General features: G+C 63.3%; 23 protein-coding genes, 1 tRNA gene and 1 riboswitch. Of the genes, 6 read left to right on the top strand and 18 right to left on the bottom strand.

Annotated features, from left to right (window positions below; translation table 11 throughout):
• Window positions 1-47: 47 nt before the first annotated feature.
• Genes FGK64_RS10795 through FGK64_RS10785 form a run of 3 tightly spaced genes read right to left on the bottom strand, consistent with a single transcriptional unit; the run spans window position 48 to window position 2,471 of the window.
• On the bottom strand, window positions 48-284 hold the full coding sequence (locus FGK64_RS10795) for a DUF6525 family protein (protein ID WP_138863795.1): 237 nt from the start codon (window positions 282-284) through the stop codon (window positions 48-50).
• A 58-nt stretch (window positions 285-342) separates the two neighbouring features.
• Window positions 343-1,557, bottom strand: coding sequence for a GTP-binding protein (locus FGK64_RS10790; RefSeq protein WP_138863794.1), 1,215 nt, complete (start codon window positions 1,555-1,557; stop codon window positions 343-345).
• Entirely contained in the window at window positions 1,554-2,471 is a 918-nt protein-coding gene (locus tag FGK64_RS10785) for an NAD(P)/FAD-dependent oxidoreductase (protein WP_138863793.1), read from the bottom strand. Before FGK64_RS10785 ends, FGK64_RS10790 begins: the two co-directional genes overlap by 4 nt.
• A gap of 274 nt (window positions 2,472-2,745) precedes the next feature.
• Window positions 2,746-2,872, top strand: a riboswitch (TPP riboswitch).
• 34 nt (window positions 2,873-2,906) lie between these two features.
• On the opposite strand from FGK64_RS10785, the gene thiD reads away from it, so the two are divergent.
• Window positions 2,907-3,755 carry a bifunctional hydroxymethylpyrimidine kinase/phosphomethylpyrimidine kinase gene (gene thiD, locus FGK64_RS10780; protein WP_138863792.1) on the top strand — a complete coding sequence of 283 codons (849 nt, stop codon included), beginning with the start codon at window positions 2,907-2,909 and terminating at the stop codon, window positions 3,753-3,755.
• 8 nt (window positions 3,756-3,763) lie between these two features.
• Here thiD and FGK64_RS10775 read toward each other — a convergent pair whose 3' ends face one another.
• The 7 genes from FGK64_RS10775 to FGK64_RS10745 all read right to left on the bottom strand — a co-directional run bounded on the left by FGK64_RS10775 (window position 3,764) and on the right by FGK64_RS10745 (window position 9,382).
• Window positions 3,764-4,033 carry a DksA/TraR family C4-type zinc finger protein gene (locus FGK64_RS10775; protein ID WP_138863791.1) on the bottom strand — a complete coding sequence of 90 codons (270 nt, stop codon included), beginning with the start codon at window positions 4,031-4,033 and terminating at the stop codon, window positions 3,764-3,766.
• A 1-nt stretch (window position 4,034) separates the two neighbouring features.
• Window positions 4,035-5,003 (bottom strand): Gfo/Idh/MocA family protein, encoded by a 969-nt coding sequence (locus tag FGK64_RS10770; RefSeq protein ID WP_138863790.1) that lies wholly within the window; start codon window positions 5,001-5,003, stop codon window positions 4,035-4,037.
• 38 nt (window positions 5,004-5,041) lie between these two features.
• Window positions 5,042-5,659 (bottom strand): class I SAM-dependent methyltransferase, encoded by a 618-nt coding sequence (locus tag FGK64_RS10765; protein WP_138863789.1) that lies wholly within the window; start codon window positions 5,657-5,659, stop codon window positions 5,042-5,044.
• 3 nt (window positions 5,660-5,662) lie between these two features.
• Window positions 5,663-6,367, bottom strand: coding sequence for a CDP-diacylglycerol--serine O-phosphatidyltransferase (pssA, locus tag FGK64_RS10760; protein WP_246057730.1), 705 nt, complete (start codon window positions 6,365-6,367; stop codon window positions 5,663-5,665).
• Window positions 6,368-6,411: 44 nt separating this feature from the next.
• Entirely contained in the window at window positions 6,412-7,104 is a 693-nt protein-coding gene (locus tag FGK64_RS10755; RefSeq protein ID WP_138863787.1) for a phosphatidylserine decarboxylase, read from the bottom strand.
• A 146-nt stretch (window positions 7,105-7,250) separates the two neighbouring features.
• The gene (gene rpoH, locus FGK64_RS10750) at window positions 7,251-8,147 is read right to left on the bottom strand and encodes an RNA polymerase sigma factor RpoH (RefSeq protein WP_138863786.1); all 897 of its coding nucleotides are present in this window, start codon (window positions 8,145-8,147) and stop codon (window positions 7,251-7,253) included.
• A 200-nt stretch (window positions 8,148-8,347) separates the two neighbouring features.
• Window positions 8,348-9,382 carry an RluA family pseudouridine synthase gene (locus FGK64_RS10745; protein WP_138863785.1) on the bottom strand — a complete coding sequence of 345 codons (1,035 nt, stop codon included), beginning with the start codon at window positions 9,380-9,382 and terminating at the stop codon, window positions 8,348-8,350.
• On the opposite strand from FGK64_RS10745, the gene FGK64_RS10740 reads away from it, so the two are divergent.
• Window positions 9,381-9,683 carry a DUF6476 family protein gene (locus tag FGK64_RS10740; protein ID WP_171054033.1) on the top strand — a complete coding sequence of 101 codons (303 nt, stop codon included), beginning with the start codon at window positions 9,381-9,383 and terminating at the stop codon, window positions 9,681-9,683. The genes FGK64_RS10745 and FGK64_RS10740 overlap by 2 nt on opposite strands.
• Window positions 9,684-9,880: 197 nt before the next feature.
• Here the strand turns inward: FGK64_RS10740 and FGK64_RS10735 are convergent.
• Window positions 9,881-9,957: transfer RNA gene (locus FGK64_RS10735), tRNA-His, on the bottom strand.
• Between the two features lie 90 nt (window positions 9,958-10,047).
• Window positions 10,048-10,545: a GNAT family N-acetyltransferase gene (locus tag FGK64_RS10730; protein ID WP_138863784.1), complete on the bottom strand. Its 498-nt coding sequence runs from the start codon at window positions 10,543-10,545 to the stop codon at window positions 10,048-10,050.
• 66 nt (window positions 10,546-10,611) lie between these two features.
• Here FGK64_RS10730 and FGK64_RS10725 point away from each other — a divergent pair, with 66 nt between their 5' ends.
• The gene (locus FGK64_RS10725; protein ID WP_138863783.1) at window positions 10,612-10,800 is read left to right on the top strand and encodes a DUF6324 family protein; all 189 of its coding nucleotides are present in this window, start codon (window positions 10,612-10,614) and stop codon (window positions 10,798-10,800) included.
• A gap of 6 nt (window positions 10,801-10,806) precedes the next feature.
• Here the strand turns inward: FGK64_RS10725 and FGK64_RS10720 are convergent, their stop codons facing one another.
• On the bottom strand, window positions 10,807-11,283 hold the full coding sequence (locus FGK64_RS10720) for an MmcB family DNA repair protein (protein ID WP_138863782.1): 477 nt from the start codon (window positions 11,281-11,283) through the stop codon (window positions 10,807-10,809).
• A 403-nt stretch (window positions 11,284-11,686) separates the two neighbouring features.
• Between FGK64_RS10720 and FGK64_RS10715 the strand changes: the two genes are divergently transcribed.
• Together FGK64_RS10715 and FGK64_RS10710 are read left to right on the top strand one after the other, a co-directional pair.
• Window positions 11,687-12,226: a sigma-70 family RNA polymerase sigma factor gene (locus tag FGK64_RS10715; protein ID WP_138863781.1), complete on the top strand. Its 540-nt coding sequence runs from the start codon at window positions 11,687-11,689 to the stop codon at window positions 12,224-12,226.
• On the top strand, window positions 12,223-12,903 hold the full coding sequence (locus tag FGK64_RS10710) for an anti-sigma factor (RefSeq protein ID WP_138863780.1): 681 nt from the start codon (window positions 12,223-12,225) through the stop codon (window positions 12,901-12,903). The genes FGK64_RS10715 and FGK64_RS10710 overlap by 4 nt, the downstream gene beginning before the upstream one ends.
• 7 nt (window positions 12,904-12,910) lie before the next feature.
• On the opposite strand, the gene nusB is transcribed toward FGK64_RS10710, so the two are convergent.
• The 5 genes from nusB to FGK64_RS10685 all read right to left on the bottom strand — a co-directional run bounded on the left by nusB (window position 12,911) and on the right by FGK64_RS10685 (window position 16,314).
• Window positions 12,911-13,390, bottom strand: a complete 480-nt coding sequence (gene nusB / locus FGK64_RS10705; protein ID WP_138863779.1) for a transcription antitermination factor NusB — start codon at window positions 13,388-13,390, stop codon at window positions 12,911-12,913.
• Window positions 13,387-13,938, bottom strand: a complete 552-nt coding sequence (locus tag FGK64_RS10700) for a 6,7-dimethyl-8-ribityllumazine synthase (protein ID WP_138863778.1) — start codon at window positions 13,936-13,938, stop codon at window positions 13,387-13,389. The genes nusB and FGK64_RS10700 overlap by 4 nt, the downstream gene beginning before the upstream one ends.
• A 1-nt stretch (window position 13,939) precedes the next feature.
• Window positions 13,940-15,061 carry a 3,4-dihydroxy-2-butanone-4-phosphate synthase gene (gene ribB, locus FGK64_RS10695; protein WP_138863777.1) on the bottom strand — a complete coding sequence of 374 codons (1,122 nt, stop codon included), beginning with the start codon at window positions 15,059-15,061 and terminating at the stop codon, window positions 13,940-13,942.
• Window positions 15,062-15,151: 90 nt separating this feature from the next.
• Complete coding sequence (locus tag FGK64_RS10690) at window positions 15,152-15,727, bottom strand: hypothetical protein (RefSeq protein ID WP_138863776.1); 576 nt, start codon at window positions 15,725-15,727, stop codon at window positions 15,152-15,154.
• Window positions 15,727-16,314, bottom strand: a complete 588-nt coding sequence (locus FGK64_RS10685) for a riboflavin synthase (protein WP_138863775.1) — start codon at window positions 16,312-16,314, stop codon at window positions 15,727-15,729. The genes FGK64_RS10690 and FGK64_RS10685 overlap by 1 nt, the downstream gene beginning before the upstream one ends.
• Before the next feature lie 154 nt (window positions 16,315-16,468).
• Here FGK64_RS10685 and FGK64_RS10680 point away from each other — a divergent pair, with 154 nt between their 5' ends.
• Window positions 16,469-17,770, top strand: coding sequence for a capsule biosynthesis protein (locus tag FGK64_RS10680; protein ID WP_138863774.1), 1,302 nt, complete (start codon window positions 16,469-16,471; stop codon window positions 17,768-17,770).
• Window positions 17,771-17,801 lie beyond the last annotated feature (31 nt).

The following is a 17,801-nucleotide window of genomic DNA, read 5'->3' as shown; positions in this document are numbered from 1 at the left end:
CTTTGATCCTGTTGAACGTCGGGGATTGCGCGGCTTATGGCAGGTAGCTAAAGCCGATCGCGGGAAAGGGTCATCTGTTCGGCCCGATCGAGCCGGTCGAGAATGTCGTCGTGGCTTGCGCCCTCGGCCCGGGCCCTGGCCCAGATCCGGCGGCACGACACCGGCGACCACGGCAAAGCGGCCTGCGCCAGCCACAGCCGCAAGGGTCGCGGCAGGGCATCATAGGCCTGCATTGGATCGCCCCTGAGGCGACGGCGCAACGTGGTGGAAACATTGCGCCTCATACCTCTGCCCCCACGTCGTGGAGCGAGGCATGGATACATTGGGGTACGCGGACCACCGTCACGCAGCCGCCCTCCGCCAGATCGGAAACGGGTCTGGCAAGTCGGGCAGCGCGTCCGGGCCGGGGGCGATCCTCTGGGGAACCAAGGCCGCGTCCAGCCGCGTTTTCAGCAACGGCCAGTCGATGCCTGCGCCGATAAACACGATCTCTTGCCGCCGGTCGCCCCAAGGGTCGACCCAATGCTGCGCCAGATAGGCGCGGGCGCTATCGGTGTCGGGGTGACGTTCGCGCGGCACGGTGGCCCACCACTGGCCCAGCGGCGTCACCGACGAAAGCGCTCCGGCAAGCGAGAATTCGGCCACCCAATCGGGCCGCGTCGCGACCCAGAAATGGCCCTTGGCGCGGATGACGCCGGGCAGATCGCCATTCAGAACCTCGAGAACCTTGGACGGGTCGAAAGGCTGACGCGCGCGATAGACATAAGAGGCAACGCCGTATTCCTCGGTTTCAGGCACATGGTCGGCAAAGCCATAGAGCTCTTTCGCCCACATCGGATGCTCGTGCGCGCGTCCGAAATCGAAAAGACCCGTATTCAGGATCACGTCCGCCGGAACATCCGAGCGGTCAACCTCGATGATCTTCGCGTCGGCATTGAGGCTGCGGATGATCTTGCGGGCGGCGTCCACCTTTGCCGGGCCTGCATCCGTCACCTTGTTCAGAACAACCACATCGGCGAATTCGATCTGATCGGTCAGCAGGTGAACCAGCGTGCGCTCGTCCTCGTCGCCGAGGGTTTCGCCCCGGTCGTGCAGAAAATCGTGGCTGGCGTAGTCGTTCAGCAGGTTGACTGCATCGACCACTGTCACCATCGTGTCGAGCCGCGCGACATCCGACAGGCTTTCTCCCGCCTCGTCCCGAAAATCGAAAGTGGCCGCCACGGGCAGCGGCTCGGAAATTCCGGTCGATTCGATCAGCAGGTAGTCAAACCGTTCTTCCCCGGCCAGCTTGCGGACTTCTTGCAGCAGGTCGTCGCGCAGGGTGCAGCAAATGCAGCCGTTGGACATTTCAACAAGCGTTTCGTCGGTGCGCGACAACTCGGTGTCGGCACGGACCAGATCGGCGTCGATGTTGAGCTCGGACATATCATTGACGATCACGGCCACGCGGCGCCCGTCGCGATTGTTCAGCACGCGGTTCAGCAGCGTCGTTTTGCCTGCGCCAAGAAATCCCGACAGGACAGTGACGGGAAGGCGGGGATCAAGAGCATGTGTCATGTGGCGTCCTTTTCGAGAGCGGGAATGAAATCGGGGAAGAGAAGCGACTGGTGGCAGCCCGTACCGGCGCGGGCGCCATCACCGACGGCGAAGTTGACGTTCCACATCGGCGTTGCGAGGTCGCCCGCCGCGAAGACACCGGGCATATCGGTTTGCTGCATCGGACCGGTGCGCACATAGGGACCCATCGGCCCGTCGGACATGCCCAGGCCAAGTCCGTCGGCCGGAGACTGTGCCAGACTGACCTTCGGCGCCGTGAAGACCGCAGCAAATTGGGTCTCCGTCCCATCGTGGAACCAAACACCAATGCCCTCTGCCCGCGCGACCCGAACAGGAGCGCGATGCTCGATCTTGAGACCCGCCGCGATGAGGCCGGATTCGTCCAGCCCCTCGGCCCCATTGACCAGAACGGTCACGTCATCGCTCCAGTCGGCACGAAGCATATGCGCCTGATGTGCCGCCATCGGCCCGGTCGCCAGAACGGCCAGCGGCTGGCCCTTCACTTCGTAGCCATGGCAATAGGGACAATGCAGGACGGTCCGCCCCCAGGCCCCGGAAAGGCCCGGCAGATCGGGCAGGATATCCCGCACACCATGTGCAAGTATGATCCGGCGGGCATCAAAGCTCTGTCCGCTCGCGGTGATCACGTGATAGGCGTCGATCTCGCCCGTGATGTGCTCTGCCCGGTTTTCCAGAACACGAACGGTAGGATACCCGGCCAGATCCGCCCGAAACCGCGCGAGGATATCTGCGGGCGGAACACCATCCCACCCGGGCACGCCATGCGCAGCGGCAGAGGCGCGGTTTCGCGGCTCTCCCGCGTCTATGACGAGCACCGAGCGGCTGGCCCGCGCAAGTTGCAGGGCGGCACTCAAGCCGGCAAAGCTCCCTCCGATCACAACCACATCCAACATGGCATATCCTCTCCGGTTCCGGTCAGCAGGCTGCCGGGGTGATGAATTGCAGGAGTGATTTCAACAGCGGCTGAACCCGGTCAGACACTGCACGCGAACACCCCGACTTCCGTAATGTTATAACGTATCAAATGCGATATCTTATAACACAAGAAAGGTGCAAGCCCGATTTTCATCGAGCATGATCGTTCCCTTGCAGAAAGGCCCAGCGGACCGGCCCAAACCGTCCGGCTCGGGGCATTCGCGTTGCACATGCCCAGCGGCCTGCTATCGTGTCGTCACCGAGGGGAGCCCTGACAAGGGGCTGAGAGTCCGCTAGGCCCGGCGAAACCGGGGCGGCGCGGTGACCCTTTGAACCTGATCCGGATCATGCCGGCGAAGGGACAGGACCGATACGCTTTCTGCCCTAGCCGGCCTCAATATGCGAGGCCGCCCATGCACCCCCAAACCATCCCAGCGCCCACCGGGCATATTGCCAATGTTCTAACCATCGCGGGCACCGATCCGTCGGGTGGCGCCGGGATACAGGCCGACATCAAGGCGTTTTCAGCCCTCGGCGCCTATGCCTGCTCGGCGATCACGGCGGTGGTGGCCCAAAACACGCGCGGAGTGCGGCAGTTCGTGGCGCTGGACCCGGGTTTCGTGGCCGAGCAGATCGACGCGGTGCTGGAAGACGTGCGCATCGACGCCGTGAAGATCGGGATGATCGCGAATGCCGGGATCGCTCGAGTAGTGGCCGATCGGCTGCGTGCCCATAAAGCCCGCAATATCGTGCTGGATCCGGTGATGGTGGCGAAAAGCGGCCATGCCTTGCTGGCGCCCGAGGCAGTCACCGCCCTGCGCGACGAGCTGCTGCCGCTGGCCACCATCATCACGCCGAACCTGCCCGAAGCTGCCGTGCTGCTGGACCGCGCTGACGCGTGGAACGGCGCAGCCATGCAGGATGCCCTGCCCGATCTGCTGGCGCTTGGAGCTGAATGGGTGCTGCTGAAGGGCGGGCATCTCGAGAACAGCGCCGACAGCACCGACCTGTTGGCGGGGCGCAATGGCCACGTTACCGCCCTGCCCGCGCCGCGCATCACGACGACGAATGATCATGGCACCGGCTGCACCCTGTCTGCGGCGATTGCAGCCCTATTGCCGGGGCGGCAAGTGCCCGGCGCCGTGGCAAGCGCCAAAGATTATCTGACCCTTTCCCTGGCGGCTGCCGATCAATTGGATGTGGGCGGCGGCCACGGGCCGGTGCACCATTTCCATGCGCTCTGGCCCGCACCCGTTGCGTGAGTGGCCCTTTACTTCAACTGGCTATCCTTGCTGCCGCGCCGGTTGATGCCGCCGCGCTGTACCGCGCGGCCATCGCGCTCGGACTGGCAGTCGATGCACAGCTTGACTCCGGGGATTGCGGCGCGGCGCTTTTCGGGGATCGGCTCCTCGCATTCGGCGCAATGCGCGGCCGACTCGCCCACAGGCGCGCGGCGGGCCCTCATGCGGTCCAACTCGTCCTTGATCGACGCTTCGATCTGTTCGCCCACAGCGCCATCACGCGACCATCCTCCAGCCATGTCACACCCCTTTCGCGTGCGTATGAATCGCGTCGATCATCGCCTGCGTGCCGCGCGCCTGTTCCAGCGGCCAGCCAAACGGCTCGCCGTCACGCACCGAGCGGGAAAATGCCTCGACCTGCAGGATATAATGGTTTGCCGCCGGAAACCGTTCCACGCGCAGGCCCAGATCGGGCTGATGCAGTTCGACGCGCGCCTCGCCATAGACATTGGCGTTGAAGGGCGCGGTCAGACGGATCGCACCGGCATCGCCGATAAACGTCATCTGCTGCATCGGATGCATCCGGGTCGAATTCATCCACTGCGCCGTGAACCCCGGGAACCGGGCGGACACGCGGGCGACCACATCGACACCGTTTTCATAAGTCAAATCGGCGTGGGTGATCGCCTCTGGCTCTTGCCCAGTCATCCAACGGGTCGCACCGTAGGTGTAGACCCCGATATCAGCGATGCCACCGCCGCCCATCTCGGCCTTGTTGCGGATGTTGGCCGCGTCCGGGTTATTGTAGGTAAACGTACCTTCGACATGGGCCAGTCGGCCGATGGCGCCATCGCGCAGCATTTCGCGCGCGCGCAGCCATTGCGGGTGATGCACGATCATATAAGCCTCGGCCGCCAGCAATCCGGTTTCGTCGCGTTTGGCGATCAGCCGGTCGATGTCGGACGCCGCCATTGCGATCGGCTTTTCGCACAGGACATGCTTGCCCGCATCCAATGCCTTCAGCGTCCAGTCGACATGCAGCGTATTGGGCAGCGGGATATACACCGCGTCAATGTCAGGATCGGAAAGCAGCGCGTCATAGTCGGAATGCACACGAAGATCGGGGCAAAAGGCGCTGAACCCAATGGCCTTTTTGGCGCTTGATGTCGCCAGCGCCACCAAGGCCGACTGTCGCGCTGCGTGAATGGCCGGACCCATAAAGGCTCTGGCAAAGTTCGAAGCGCCCAGTATTCCCCAACGCAGCGTCATCCAGCCTCCGACCTGGCTTTTCTGCGATGCTGCCCGGCCTAATGCGTTTTCGTCAAGACCAGCCAGGTCATCAGGCCAATCGGCGGCAGGCTTTCACGCGCGGTTTCCGAAAGGGTTGGTTCATTCAGAACGTCCGTTATCTCGAAATCCGAATGCCAACCCAGAACACTTTCAAGAGGCGCCGTAACCCGTTCTGCGACCGAGAGAAATCCCTTTTCGCGGGCGAAGTGGTTAACGATCAGAACATCGCCGCCCGGCTTGCAGACCCGGGCAATTTCCGACATCACCCGGCGCGGTTCGGGCACCACCGACAACACGTGCATCGCGGCGACGAAATCGAAGGTTTCGTCGGGAAAATCCAACTCACGCGCATCCATCTGACGGAGCTCACGCACGTTGTGCAGGCGTTGATTTGCCACCCGCGCCTTGGCCTTGGCCAGCATCTCGGGCGAGTAATCCACCCCCGTGACATCGACGTTGGACCCATATTCCGGCAAAGCCAGGCCAGTGCCGACTCCCACTTCGAGAAGGGCTCCGCCCCGCGCACTGGCGTGAGCTGCGGCGCGCTTGCGACCGGCATTGGTCACGGCACCGAACGTGCGGTCGTATATCGGCGCCCACCGACGGTAGGACGTGGCGACATTGCTTGCCTTCACTGCTCAATTCTCCTCGGGTATCAAGTGCTTGCGACGCAAAGCGAACCTGGCCAGGATCGCGAGGTAGCCCAGCTCAACGGCCAGAACGACGGGCCAGGGATAGGTAAAGAAGGCCGCGATAAGACCCACCGACGCCACCATCACATACGCCGCCTTGTCGCGCGACACCTTCAGCAGCTTGGGCGACGGTGTCGGAATCGTCGAAATCATCATCATGCCCACCAGAACCAGCCAGATACCGGCAAAGGTGTGCAGAACAGGCTGGAATATTTCGGGCAGGACGCGGGCAAGAACCAGCGGCATCAGAACCAACAGCGCGCCGCCAGGGGCTGGGACGCCTGAGAAATACATCTGCTTCTTGCCCGGCTCCTTGCGCGACATGACGTTGTAGCGCGCCAACCGCATCGCGCAGCAGATCGCAAAGATCAGAACCGCGATCCATCCCGCGCTGCGCCCGCTTTGCAGCGCCCACAGATACAGCAGCAGCCCCGGCGCCACGCCGAAATTCACGAAATCGGCAAGGCTGTCCAACTCGGCCCCGATCTCGCTTTCGCTTTTCAGAAGCCGCGCCACGGTGCCATCAAGCCCGTCCAGCACAGCCGCCAGAACGATCAGTGACATGGACAGCCCGGCATTGCCGTCGAACGCAAACCGGACCGAGGTGAGCCCCGCACAAATCGCGCCCAGTGTCATCAGATTGGGCAACATCTGAATGGGTCGCATGGACCGAAGGGGGGCGCGACGGGACATGCTCAGATACTCTGCGCCAACCGGCGCAGCTCGGGCGAATTCAGATCGGCGATGATGCTTTCACCGGCCACCATCGTCTGCCCCAGCGCCACCAGAGGCGACACGCCTTCGGGCAGGTACACATCCAGTCGCGAGCCGAACCGGATCAGCCCGAACCGTTCTCCGGTGCGCAGGCTCTGGCCTTCCTCGACGAACGGCACGATGCGCCGCGCCACCAGACCGGCAATCTGCACCACCGCGATACGCCGTCCATCGGGCAACAGCAGGGCAAGGCTGTTGCGTTCATTGTCTTCGCTGGCCTTGTCGAGCGAGGCGTTCAGAAACTTGCCCGGGCGGTACACCATCTTGTCGACCTGGCCCGCAATCGGCGCGCGGTTCACATGGCAGTTAAACACCGACATGAACACGCTGACCCGCGTGAGTGGCGCGTCACCCATCCCCAACTCTGGCGGCGGTGCTGCAGGTTCGATCAGTGAAACAACCCCGTCGGCAGGAGAGACGATCAGCCCTTCCCGGTCCGGAACGCTCCGTTTCGGATCTCGGAAAAAATAGTAACACCAGACTGTTAGACCAAACCCAAGCCAGCCCAACGGTTCCCACAGCCAAAACAGCACCAAGGCAATCGCAGCAAAGATGGCCACGAATTTGATGCCTTCGGGATGCATCGGCTTAATGAACGTTTCGTGCATCTTCATGCGGCGGCCTTTCCTTGCGCGATCTAGACCGGGGTAACGCGGCGGCAAGTGGCAATCAACGGCAATCCCGCGGATTGGCCCGGACCCGCACGTAAAAAGGGGCCGGCGAAAGTTCGCCTGCCCCCGGTTTTTTCGTGTTCAGACCGTCAGGCCGCGCCAATCATGCCGCGTTCGGAGGCCAGTTCGCGCATCCGCTTCTGAAGCTTCTCAAACGCGCGCACCTCGATCTGGCGGATCCGTTCCCGGCTGACGTTGTACTGGCCGCTCAAGTCTTCCAGCGTCACCGCCTCTTCGGTCAGACGCCGCTGGGTCAGAATGTCCTTTTCGCGGTCGTTCAGAACATCGAAGGACTGCACCAGCAGATCGCGCCGCGCCTCGAGTTCGTCGCGCGCCTCGTAGTCGCTGGCCTGATCGGCATCCTCATCTTCCAGCCAATCCTGCCACTGCATGGTGCCTTCGCCTTCGGCCCCAACGGTGGCATTCAGCGACGCATCCCCGCCCGACATGCGCCGGTTCATGCTGATGACCTCATCCTCGGTCACGCCCAGATCGGTTGCGATCTGCTTGACGTTATCGGGGTGCAGATCGCCCTCTTCCAGTGCGCCGATGCGCGCCTTGGCCTTGCGCAGGTTGAAGAACAGCTTTTTCTGCGCGCTGGTCGTACCCAGCTTCACAAGGCTCCACGATCGCAGGATATATTCCTGAATCGAGGCGCGGATCCACCACATCGCATAGGTCGCAAGACGAAAGCCCTTTTCAGGGTCAAACCGCTTGACCGCCTGCATCAAGCCCACGTTCGCTTCGGAAATCACTTCGGCCTGCGGCAGACCATAGCCGCGATATCCCATAGCGATCTTGGCCGCCAGACGCAGGTGGCTGGTAACCATCTTATGCGCAGCTTCAGTGTCCTGTTCTTCCACCCACCGCTTGGCGAGCATGTATTCCTCTTCCGGTTCCAGCAGCGGAAATTTGCGAATTTCCTGCATGTACCGGTTCAGCCCGCCTTCGGGTGTCGGCGCCGGAAGATTTGCGTAGTTTGCCATGGGCCCGTCCCTTCTTATGTTTATACTCTTAACATGCCATATGGGAGCGCAAACAGCAGGTTTCAAGCGTCAACTTCATATCGTCAAGAACACGTCACCGGAAAAGACCCTCGTGATGTGCGCATTCGCACAGCATCAGCGTCACCCCCGCACCGCGGTTCAAAGAAATGACGCACGCACAGGCACGCGTGTTCCGTCACTCAATCGTGAGACAGGGCCAGGTCATCCCGCAGAGCCACCATATCATCTGGCAGCAGCGACTCGAAGCGTAACGCATCCCCGGTCACCGGATGGTGAAAGCCCAGAACGGCCGCATGCAGCGCCTGCCGCGGAAACTGCTGCACCGCGGCCTGCCCGGCCTTGGACAACGCCCGCGCGGGCACTTTGCGACGGCCGCCATAAACCGGATCGCCGATCAACGCGTGGCCGGCGTGGGCCAGATGCACGCGAATCTGATGCGTGCGCCCGGTTTCCAGCCAGCACTCCACCTCGGCCAGGCACGGCGGCGTGCCAAACGTATCGACCACCCGCGCCCGGGTCACGGCGTGGCGTCCGCCCTGAAATACAACGGCCTGCCGCTGCCGGTCGGTTCTGTGCCGTGCCAGTTGCGAGGTGATGCGCAGGATATTGCCCGGCTCGAACCCGACACCGCGCACGCCGCGCAACCGCGCATCCCCCGCATCGGGAATCCCGTAACAGAAGGCGCGATAATAGCGTTCGACCGTATGGCGCGCGAATTGCGCCGCCAGGCCGTGATGCGCCGCATCGCTCTTGGCCACGACCAACAGACCCGACGTATCCTTGTCGATCCGGTGCACAATGCCCGGCCGGCGCACCCCACCCACGCCAGACAGGTCGCCGCCAAAATGATGGAGCAACGCGTTGACCAGCGTTCCCGATGGGCTGCCCGGTGCCGGGTGCACCACCATGCCAACGGGCTTGTCCACCACCAGAAGATCGTCATCCTCGTGGACAATTGTCAGGGGAATCGGTTCCGGGGCGATATGGCTGTCCTCGGCCTCTTGTACCGTGATCGCAATGGCGGCCCCCTCTGCAACCGGGGCCCGCGTATCGGTTACAACCGAGCCATCCACGGACACCGCGCCCTCTGCGATCAACCGCGCCAGCCGAGACCGGGACAACGCCGCATCGTCTGGCACATCCCGCGAAAGCGCCTTATCAAGACGCGACGGCGGATTATCCGCGATACTGAATTCCACAAGGCGAAGCGCCATGAACGATCCCCTGAATGACGCGCCCGAACCGGCAAACCTGCGGTTTCTCCGGCGCCTTGTAACCGTGCTGACGGCTGTGATGATTGGCGGGCTTTTACTTATCGTGGCCCTGCTTGTCATCCGTTTCTCGACACAGCGCCAAGTCGTTCCTGACACGATCTCCCTGCCGGGTGGCATCACCGCCGAGGCCTTCACCATGACCCCCGACTGGTATGCCGTCGTCACCGATAAGGGGCGACGCATCCTGATCTTCAGCCGCGCGGACGGCCAGATGATCCAAACCATCGACGTCGCGAACTAGGGTCCGCCGTTGCGCATTTATCGCGCTTCGCGCGATAGCCTCCGGCGGGGATATTTAGAGCCCAAAGAAGCAGGGACCTTTCCCACTTCATTATTCCGCAAATACTCCGGGGGAGTCCCGCAGGGACGGGGGCAGAGCCCCCGGCGACGTTGTAAAGCAACCGGAACGCAATTGCCTTCAAGCCAACTCTTGGAAGATGGTACCGCCTCCCTGGCTTGAACAGGGGACCTCTGGATCCACAATCCAGCGCTCTAACCAACTGAGCTAAGGCGGCACTGGCGGCGGATGTACCCAAGGGCCGAAATGAATGCAAGGGGTCTTGCCGGAGTTTTCCCGACAAACTGTTTGATCGAAATAAAGCGGCCTAGAGGGTGATCGTCCAGTTCTGCTCCACGAGATCGACTCCGAAAGAATGGACCGGACGGCTCTCGATCAACTGCCAGCCTGTTGCCGCATAAAGCGCGCAGGCCGCGCGGTGGCTTTCATGGGTCCAGAGAACCATGTCGCGATAACCGGCTGCACGGGCGAACGCCATGCAATGGCGCAACATATGCTTGCCAAGCCCTTTGCCGCGTGCGCCCGGGTCCAGCAGAAACAGGCGCAGCTTGGCCGTTGTCTTTTCCGCCGAGACGCAGAAGATGCTGCCAAGGCGTTGGCCGTTTTCTTCGGCGACCCAACCGGCTTCACGCGTCGCGTCGTGTTCGGCAAGGAAATCGTTGATAATCTTCGCCACCAATTCGCCAAAGCTGGCATCGAACCCTTCGTCGCGCCGATACAGAGTGTCGTGACGTTCGATCAGCCATGCGGCGTCTTCGGGCCGGAATCGCCTCAGGTGCAGCGCGTCGCCGGGCGTGTCGGCCATCCGGTTTCCTCCCTTGATTCCCAACGTGGTCCAAGCTAGCACAGGTCTTCTTCACGGAGACAGATCATGGGCATTAATACACAGCGCGACGTCGAGGCGAACCTTCAGATCGGGCCGACCGACTCGGGCATGGTCCGCATTTTTGTCGAGGCTCAGGGCGTCGAGATTCCGATGGACTTCGACCCCGAGGAAGCCGAGGAAATTGCCGAGGAAATCAGGGCTGCCGCGAAGGCGGCACAATCGGTCAAACGCTAAGGCGTCTTAGGCCGGGTCCGGTCCGTAGATTGCAGCCACGCCGGGATCGCGCAGCGCCTGAAGGCGACGCGCAGCGTGGGTGGCGAATTTTTGGATCATCACCTTGCGGCGGGCCGGGGCGAGTTTCGTCTCGGGCGCCATGCGGAGGATCTCGCCGTCATAGGCGTCGGCCACGATCAGCCCGCTGGTGTCGGGCAACAGATCGGTCGGAAATTCCTGATCCACGGCCCAGAAGTACCTGTCGCACCACTCCAGGTAGCCATGCCATTTCGCGTCTCCCTGGAAATCAGCGCGGCAGGATTTGCATTCGACAATCCAGATCTCGCCCTTGGGGCCAAGCGCCATCACATCCACCCGCAGGCCGCGGCTTGGCACCATTTCCTCGACCGTGACGAAGCCATGCGCCGCCAGCATCCGGCAGACGCCTCGGGCCAGCAACTGGCCGGGTTTCGGACTGGGTGGTTCTGTGAAGGCCAGGGTCATAGGTCAAGCATGAACAATAGGTGAACAAAAATCAACCCCGCGACGGTCCACCCTTCCCTGCCGCGCGGCAAAGATTTGCCGCGATCCCCCTTGCCCCGACGCCCGGCCCGGCCTATCTCAGGGCGTGGCGGGTTCTGCCCTTCTTGTGAACGGTTGCATTCCGGTGGCCTTAAGCAAATCCGAGGGAGCTGGCTCTGTCTGGATCCTGGTCCAGGTACCTGGCGCCCACCTGTATATACAGGTCCTCGGGAATCAAAACCACACGGTTGACTGGTGGTCCCGCCACTTCACTCCCTGCGTAATCGTTAATTTTGTTTTGAAACTGCCTGCGGGTTGGCTAGGTTGAAGCTGGAATTTCAACGCGGGCCGCAAAGCGCCCGGACCGGGGGCGATCATCGCGGGGCTGGCCGACACTGCAAAACTGGAAGACTGGATCGCGCGTGTGGCACTTGGCGACCGCGTGGCGTTTTCCCGTCTCTATGACGCCACCTCGGCGAAACTTTTCGGGGTGTGCCTGCGTATCTTGAATAACCGCGCAAGTGCCGAGGATGCCTTGCAGGAAAGTTTCATGAAGGTCTGGCGCAATGCTGACCGCTATCGCTCGAACGGGATGAGCCCGATGACATGGCTGATCACAATTGCACGGAATACCGCCATTGACCGCCTGCGGCGGCGCCGTGCGGCCGGGTCGGACGACGTGATCGAGCACGTTGCCGACAGCGCCCCCACCCCCGAAGCCAATGCCGTTGCGCGGTCGGAAGCCGAGCGGATCGTGGCCTGCCTGCGCGAGCTGGACGACACGCGCGCCGCCGCCGTGCGAGGGGCTTACCTTGAGGGGCTGAGCTATGCGGAGCTGGCCGACAAGCTGAGTGTACCGCTGAACACAGTGCGTACCTGGCTGCGGCGATCTCTTATCGCGCTTCAGGCCTGTATGCAGCGATGACAGAGTCCGCCACCCCAGAAGAACACGACATGCAAAGCGCCGAATACGTGCTGCGCCTGCTTGAGCCGTCGGAAGAGGCCGCATTCGAGGCGGCGCTTGCCCGCGATCCTGTACTGCGCGGGCGGGTTCTGACATGGGTGCAGCATTTTGCGCAGATGAACCACGAGTTCCCCGAACGCGCACCGCGTGCGGCGGTGAAGAAAGCCTTGATCGCCCGCCTGTTCGGCGAGCCGGCCCCGCGTCGGCCTTGGTGGCAGGCTTTGTGGCTGTGGCAAGGGGTCAGCCTGGCCGCCCTGGCGTTGGCGGCCTTTCTGGGCGTCCAATCGCTGGTCGGGCCAGACCCGGGCGTTGGCTATGTATCGCATCTGGCAGGCGAGGCCGGCGCGCCGCAGATCCTTGCGGTGTATGAACCGTCAGACGGCAGCCTGCGCCTGACCCGCGTTGAAGGTGCCGCGCGGCCGGGCCGCGTGTTGGAGTTGTGGGCGATTCAGGGCGATCAGCCGCCACAATCCCTGGGCGTGCTGCCCGAGAGCGCGCAGGCCACCATTGCCCTGCCCGACCACCTGCGCGCGCCCGAGGGTCTGACACTGGCGATCAGCGACGAACCGGTTGGCGGCTCCACCTCCGGCGCGCCCACGGGCGATGTATTGGCATTAGGAACTGCCCACGCGCTGTAGCGTGGGCTTAAAACGCCTCGGGCCGGGCCTCGCGGGCCATGTGATCCAGTACCGCGTTCACGAATTTCGGTTCGCGCCCTTCAGGGAAGAAGGCGCGCGCCACATCGACGAATTCGGAAATCACCACCTTGGGCGGCGTTTGCGCCAGTACGATTTCGGCCCCCGAGGCGCGGAACAGCGCGCGCAGTGTCGGGTCGATCCGGTCGATCGGCCATTTCGCCACCAACGCCCGGTCGGTCATCTGGTCGATCTTCGCCTGATGGTTCACCGCCTGTTCGATCAAGTCGCGGAACAGATCGGCATCGCCCTCGGCCATCTCGTCGCCGTCATAGGTGGCGCCGAACCGGTGATCGAGGAATTCGCGCACCACCGATGTGGTGGATTGCTGCGCGGCTTCCATCTGGAACAGCGCCTGCACGGCATACAGCCGCGCCGCCGATTTCATCTTGCGTTTCTGGTTGCCCGAAACGGGCGCGTCGCTGGTCATGCTGTGGGGGTTCCGTTGTCGTCGCCTGCAATCCGATAGCTGCCGGACTCGGGTTTGAACCCGATGCCCTTGCGCTGGGCGCCCCACTTACGGGCGAGTGCGATCAGATGCAAGGCCGCCGCCGCCGCGCCGCCGCCCTTGTTCTGGCCAGCCGCTTCGGCGCGCACCTCGGCCTGTTTGCGGTTTTCCACGGTCAGGATGCCGTTGCCGATCGCCAGACCCTGCAACCCCATCAATTGCAGCGCGCGGCTGGAATCATTGCAGACCGTGTCGTAGTGCGTCGTCTCGCCCCGGATCACGCAGCCAAGCGCGACATAGCCGTCAAAATTCGACAGCCGGTCGGCCAGCGCTATGGCGCTGGGCACTTCCAGCGCGCCGGGCACCTCGACCAGATCCCAAGTGCCGCCCGCGGCTTCAATTTCCGCCTTGGCGCCCGCCACCAGCTGGTCGGCGATGTCCTTGTAATAGGGCGCGACGACGATCAACAGCTTTACCGGCGCATCGAATTCGGGGCGCGGCAGGGAATAGTGGGTTTCGCTTTGGGCCATGTCAGTCTCCGGACAGGATGCGGCGGGTGCCGGCGATGGTGATGTCATAGGCGTCAAGCCCGACATAGCGGGTTTCGGGCGAATCCGTCAGTAGCACCAATTTATGGACGCCAAGTTTCGACAGGATCTGCGCGCCAAGGCCGGTATGCTTGATCGTGCGCACGCCCTCTTCGTCCTGCGCGTAAAGCGTGCGGCGCGGTTGGCGGAACAGGCAGACGACACCGCGCCCCTCCTCGGCGATGATCTCCATCGCGCGGGGCAACTCGCGCGCCGATTTCTGCCCGATACCCAGAATGTCCGAGGCTTCGTGCATGGCGTGCGTCCGGGTCAGCACCGGCTCGGGCGTGGTGATGTCGCCCTTGATCAGCACGACGTGTTCGATGTTGTGGGTTTGGTCGGTGAACAGCCGCATATCCCATTCGCCACCGAATTCAGACACGACCGTTTCGCGGCCGGTTTCGTCGACAAGGTTATCGTTGCGGCTGCGATAGGCGATCAGATCGGAAATCGTGCCGATCAGCAGGCCATGCTGCTTGGCAAATTCAACCAGATCGGGCAGCCGCGCCATGGTGCCGTCTTCGCGCATGATCTCGCAGATCACACCGGCGGGCTTCAACCCGGCAAGGCGGGCGATATCCACCGCTGCCTCGGTATGGCCGGCGCGCACAAGCACGCCACCGCGGCGCGCGCGCAGCGGGAAGATATGGCCCGGCGTCGCAAGGCTGGCCATCGTATTCTGTTCATTGATCGCTGTGGCGATGGTCAGCGCGCGGTCGGCGGCAGAGATGCCGGTGCTCACGCCTTCGCGCGCCTCGATCGACACGGTGAACGGCGTTTCATGCCGCGACGAGTTGTTGACCGCCATCATCGGCAGGCCCAGCCGGTCGACCCGTTCGGCCGTCATGGGCAGACAGATCAGCCCGCGCCCATGCGTCGCCATGAAGTTGATCGCCTTGGCATCGGCGAATTCCGCCGCGATCACCAGATCGCCTTCGTTCTCGCGGTCTTCGTGATCGACCAGAATGAACATCTCGCCACGGCGGGCCGCCGCGATGATGTCGGTGATCGGTGAAATCGCATCGCTCAGACCCGCTTCGACGGGGCCGGGTGTCTCAAAGCTCATGAACGGCAGCTTTCCTTGGTACGTTTGCCAAGCAGATAGCCGCAACCGGCGCGCATTACCAGACGAAGCGCGCCGCGTTTTCTTCGCGTTCTAGCGCAAGGGCTGTGCGAAGTAGGCATCCGCCGGCAGATAGCCTGCCGCCCGCGCGGCCGTGGCCCATTCCGATTCCAGCGGCGCGTCACCCACCACCAGCACGCGGTTGCCCGGCAACTGCTGGGTCTGCACGAACTGTTCCAGCCGCGCGCGCATGGCGCTCCAACTGTCGGTGAACAGCGGGGCGGCGTCGGTCGCATCCAGCTCGGGGTTCTGGGCCAGCACCACGCCGGGGTGATTGGGGCGATGCACCATCGCCAGCTTGCTGGCTTTCACCACCGCCTCCAGCCTTGCGCGTTCGTCTTCCGGCATCCGGGCGCCATTGCCAATGATGCGCAGCGCATTCGACGAAAACAGCAGGCCAAGGATGTCATGCCCGCTGGTGCGGCGCACGCTGGCATAGGCCTTGTAACTCATCCCCAGTTCGGTCGCGCGGCGCATCCGCATCCGAACAATCTGCAGCGGAATCGCCTCGGGCATCAGGGCGCGCTGCGCCTGCCGCCACTGATAGGCGCGATAGGTCTGCCCCGCTTCCATCACGGGGCCGTTGTTGTGTCCGATACCGGCTGTCATCACGCCACCTCTGCCAGCCGGGCGACATAGCGCGCCAGCGTGTCGATTTCCAGGTTCACGCGGTCGCCCACCGTGACCCCGCCCCATGTGGTTTCAGCCTGCGTGTGGGGAATAACGTTGATGCCGAATTCGGTTCCCGCCACATCGTTCACCGTAAGCGAGGTGCCGTTCAGCGCGACCGATCCCTTGGCCGCGATGAAGCGCGCCAGCGCATCGGGCGCGCGCAGGATGATGCGGGTGCTGTCGCCCTCGGGCGTCACGGCGATCACCTCGGCCACGCCATCGACATGGCCCGACACGATATGGCCGCCCAGCTCGTCCCCCACGCGCAGCGCGCGTTCCAGATTCACGCGGCTGCCCACGGCCCAGGCGCCGATGTTGGTTTTCGACACGGTTTCCGCGCTGATCTGAACGTCATACCAGTTCGGCCCAAGGTCGATCACCGTCAGGCACACCCCGTCCGACGCGATCGACGCGCCGATGTCGATGCCGGATGTGTCATATGCGGTTTCGATGCGCGCCCGCAGATCGCCCTGCTGTTCCAGCGCCGCGATCCGGCCCACATCGGTGATGATCCCGGTAAACATGCAACCGCTCCTTAATGCTTTTCCGTCACAGAGGTAACCACCCCGTTCGGCGTGGGCAAGCCCCGGCGCTTGCCCCACGGTCCGCACGGGGCCATAGTTCGTCCAGATTGCCCGGCACAGGGCAACACGGCACGACGGGCAGAAGGATCGGCGCATGACGCCAGATGCAATCGACCAGCGGGTGTTCCTGTTTCTTCAGGGGCCGCACGGGCCGTTCTTCGGCGCGCTGGGGCGGATGCTGGTGCGGGCGGGCGCGCGGGTCTGGCGTGTCGGGTTCAACGCGGGCGATGCGGCGTTCTGGCCTGCTCGCGCAACATTCCTGCCCTATGAGGATGCGCCCGAACTCTGGCCCGACCGGCTGGCCGATATGCTGGAGACCCACGGCGTTACCGACATCGTGTTATACGGCGACACGCGCCCCATTCACGCGCAGGCGGTGGCGTTGGCCCGCGCCCGGGGGCTGACGGTGCATGTGTTCGAGGAAGGATACCTGCGCCCCTATTGGGTGACCTATGAACGCGGCGGATCGAACGGGCACTCGCGGCTGATGGAGATGACACTGACCCAGATGCAAGCGGCGATGGAGCGATGCGATCTGGATACCCCGCTGCCGCCGTCGCATTGGGGCGACATGCGCCACCACGTGTTTTATGGCGCGCTGTATCATTGGTTCGTGATGTTTCGAAACGGACGGTTCCGAAACTTTCGCCCGCATCGCGAGCTGTCCGTGAAGCAGGAATTCCGCCTGCATCTGAAACGGCTGCTACTGATGCCGTTTCACGCGCTGGACCGGCGCATCGCCACTTGGCGTATCCGGCGCGGCGGCTTTCCCTATCACCTTGCGCTGCTGCAACTGGAACACGACGCCTCGTTCAGGGAACATTCGCCGTTTCCCTCGATGACAGATTTCCTGGCCGAGGTGTTCCAGGGTTTTGCCAGCGGTGCTCCGCGCCATCATCACCTTGTCATCAAGGCCCATCCGCTGGAGGACGGGCGCGCGCCCCTGCCCGCCACCGTGCGCCGCTTGGCGCGGCAACACGGCTTGCTGGGCCGGGTGCATTACGTGCGCGGCGGCAAGCTGGCCACGCTGCTGAACGACGCCCGCAGCGCGGTGACGGTGAATTCCACCGCCGGTCAGCAGGTGCTGTGGCGCGGCATTCCGCTGAAGGTGTTTGGCCGCGCGGTCTATGCCAAGCCGGAATTCGTCAGCGACCTGCCGCTTGCCGACTTCTTTGCCGGTGCGCCACGGCCAGACAGCCGCGCCTACAAGGATTTTCGCCGCTTCCTGCTGGAAACCAGTCAGGTTCCGGGCGGGTTCTACTCGGCCAAGGGGCGCCGGCAACTGCTCCGGCTGGCCGTCGATATGATGCTGGCCCCGACCGATCCGTATGACGCGCTGAAATCGGGCGCAGCGGCGCCGCGGCAACAGTTGCGGCTGATCGACCGGGCCAGCTGATTCGTTTCGCTGGATTTTCCGCGCAAACCCC

Origin of the sequence: Arenibacterium halophilum (genome assembly GCF_005938225.1) — a bacterium.
Lineage (GTDB): Bacteria > Pseudomonadota > Alphaproteobacteria > Rhodobacterales > Rhodobacteraceae > Arenibacterium > Arenibacterium halophilum.
This window is presented reverse-complemented; position numbering and strand designations above follow the sequence as displayed.

Bases quoted from the DNA above. Each gene is read 5' to 3' on its own strand.
- FGK64_RS10755 (WP_138863787.1), bottom strand. From the start codon at position 7,104: ATGAAGATGCACGAAACGTTCATTAAGCCGATGCATCCCGAAGGCATC.
- FGK64_RS10720 (WP_138863782.1), bottom strand. From the start codon at position 11,283: ATGACCCTGGCCTTCACAGAACCACCCAGTCCGAAACCCGGCCAGTTG.
- FGK64_RS10680 (WP_138863774.1), top strand. From the start codon at position 16,469: ATGACGCCAGATGCAATCGACCAGCGGGTGTTCCTGTTTCTTCAGGGG.
- FGK64_RS10770 (WP_138863790.1), bottom strand. From the start codon at position 5,003: ATGACGCTGCGTTGGGGAATACTGGGCGCTTCGAACTTTGCCAGAGCC.
- nusB (WP_138863779.1), bottom strand. From the start codon at position 13,390: ATGACCAGCGACGCGCCCGTTTCGGGCAACCAGAAACGCAAGATGAAA.
- FGK64_RS10795 (WP_138863795.1), bottom strand. From the start codon at position 284: ATGAGGCGCAATGTTTCCACCACGTTGCGCCGTCGCCTCAGGGGCGAT.
- FGK64_RS10745 (WP_138863785.1), bottom strand. From the start codon at position 9,382: ATGGCGCTTCGCCTTGTGGAATTCAGTATCGCGGATAATCCGCCGTCG.
- FGK64_RS10685 (WP_138863775.1), bottom strand. From the start codon at position 16,314: ATGTTTACCGGGATCATCACCGATGTGGGCCGGATCGCGGCGCTGGAA.
- rpoH (WP_138863786.1), bottom strand. From the start codon at position 8,147: ATGGCAAACTACGCAAATCTTCCGGCGCCGACACCCGAAGGCGGGCTG.
- FGK64_RS10725 (WP_138863783.1), top strand. From the start codon at position 10,612: ATGGGCATTAATACACAGCGCGACGTCGAGGCGAACCTTCAGATCGGG.
- FGK64_RS10690 (WP_138863776.1), bottom strand. From the start codon at position 15,727: ATGACAGCCGGTATCGGACACAACAACGGCCCCGTGATGGAAGCGGGG.
- ribB (WP_138863777.1), bottom strand. From the start codon at position 15,061: ATGAGCTTTGAGACACCCGGCCCCGTCGAAGCGGGTCTGAGCGATGCG.
- thiD (WP_138863792.1), top strand. From the start codon at position 2,907: ATGCACCCCCAAACCATCCCAGCGCCCACCGGGCATATTGCCAATGTT.
- FGK64_RS10740 (WP_171054033.1), top strand. From the start codon at position 9,381: ATGAACGATCCCCTGAATGACGCGCCCGAACCGGCAAACCTGCGGTTT.
- FGK64_RS10710 (WP_138863780.1), top strand. From the start codon at position 12,223: ATGACAGAGTCCGCCACCCCAGAAGAACACGACATGCAAAGCGCCGAA.
- FGK64_RS10730 (WP_138863784.1), bottom strand. From the start codon at position 10,545: ATGGCCGACACGCCCGGCGACGCGCTGCACCTGAGGCGATTCCGGCCC.
- FGK64_RS10775 (WP_138863791.1), bottom strand. From the start codon at position 4,033: ATGGCTGGAGGATGGTCGCGTGATGGCGCTGTGGGCGAACAGATCGAA.
- FGK64_RS10700 (WP_138863778.1), bottom strand. From the start codon at position 13,938: ATGGCCCAAAGCGAAACCCACTATTCCCTGCCGCGCCCCGAATTCGAT.
- FGK64_RS10790 (WP_138863794.1), bottom strand. From the start codon at position 1,557: ATGACACATGCTCTTGATCCCCGCCTTCCCGTCACTGTCCTGTCGGGA.
- pssA (WP_246057730.1), bottom strand. From the start codon at position 6,367: ATGTTGCCCAATCTGATGACACTGGGCGCGATTTGTGCGGGGCTCACC.
- FGK64_RS10785 (WP_138863793.1), bottom strand. From the start codon at position 2,471: ATGTTGGATGTGGTTGTGATCGGAGGGAGCTTTGCCGGCTTGAGTGCC.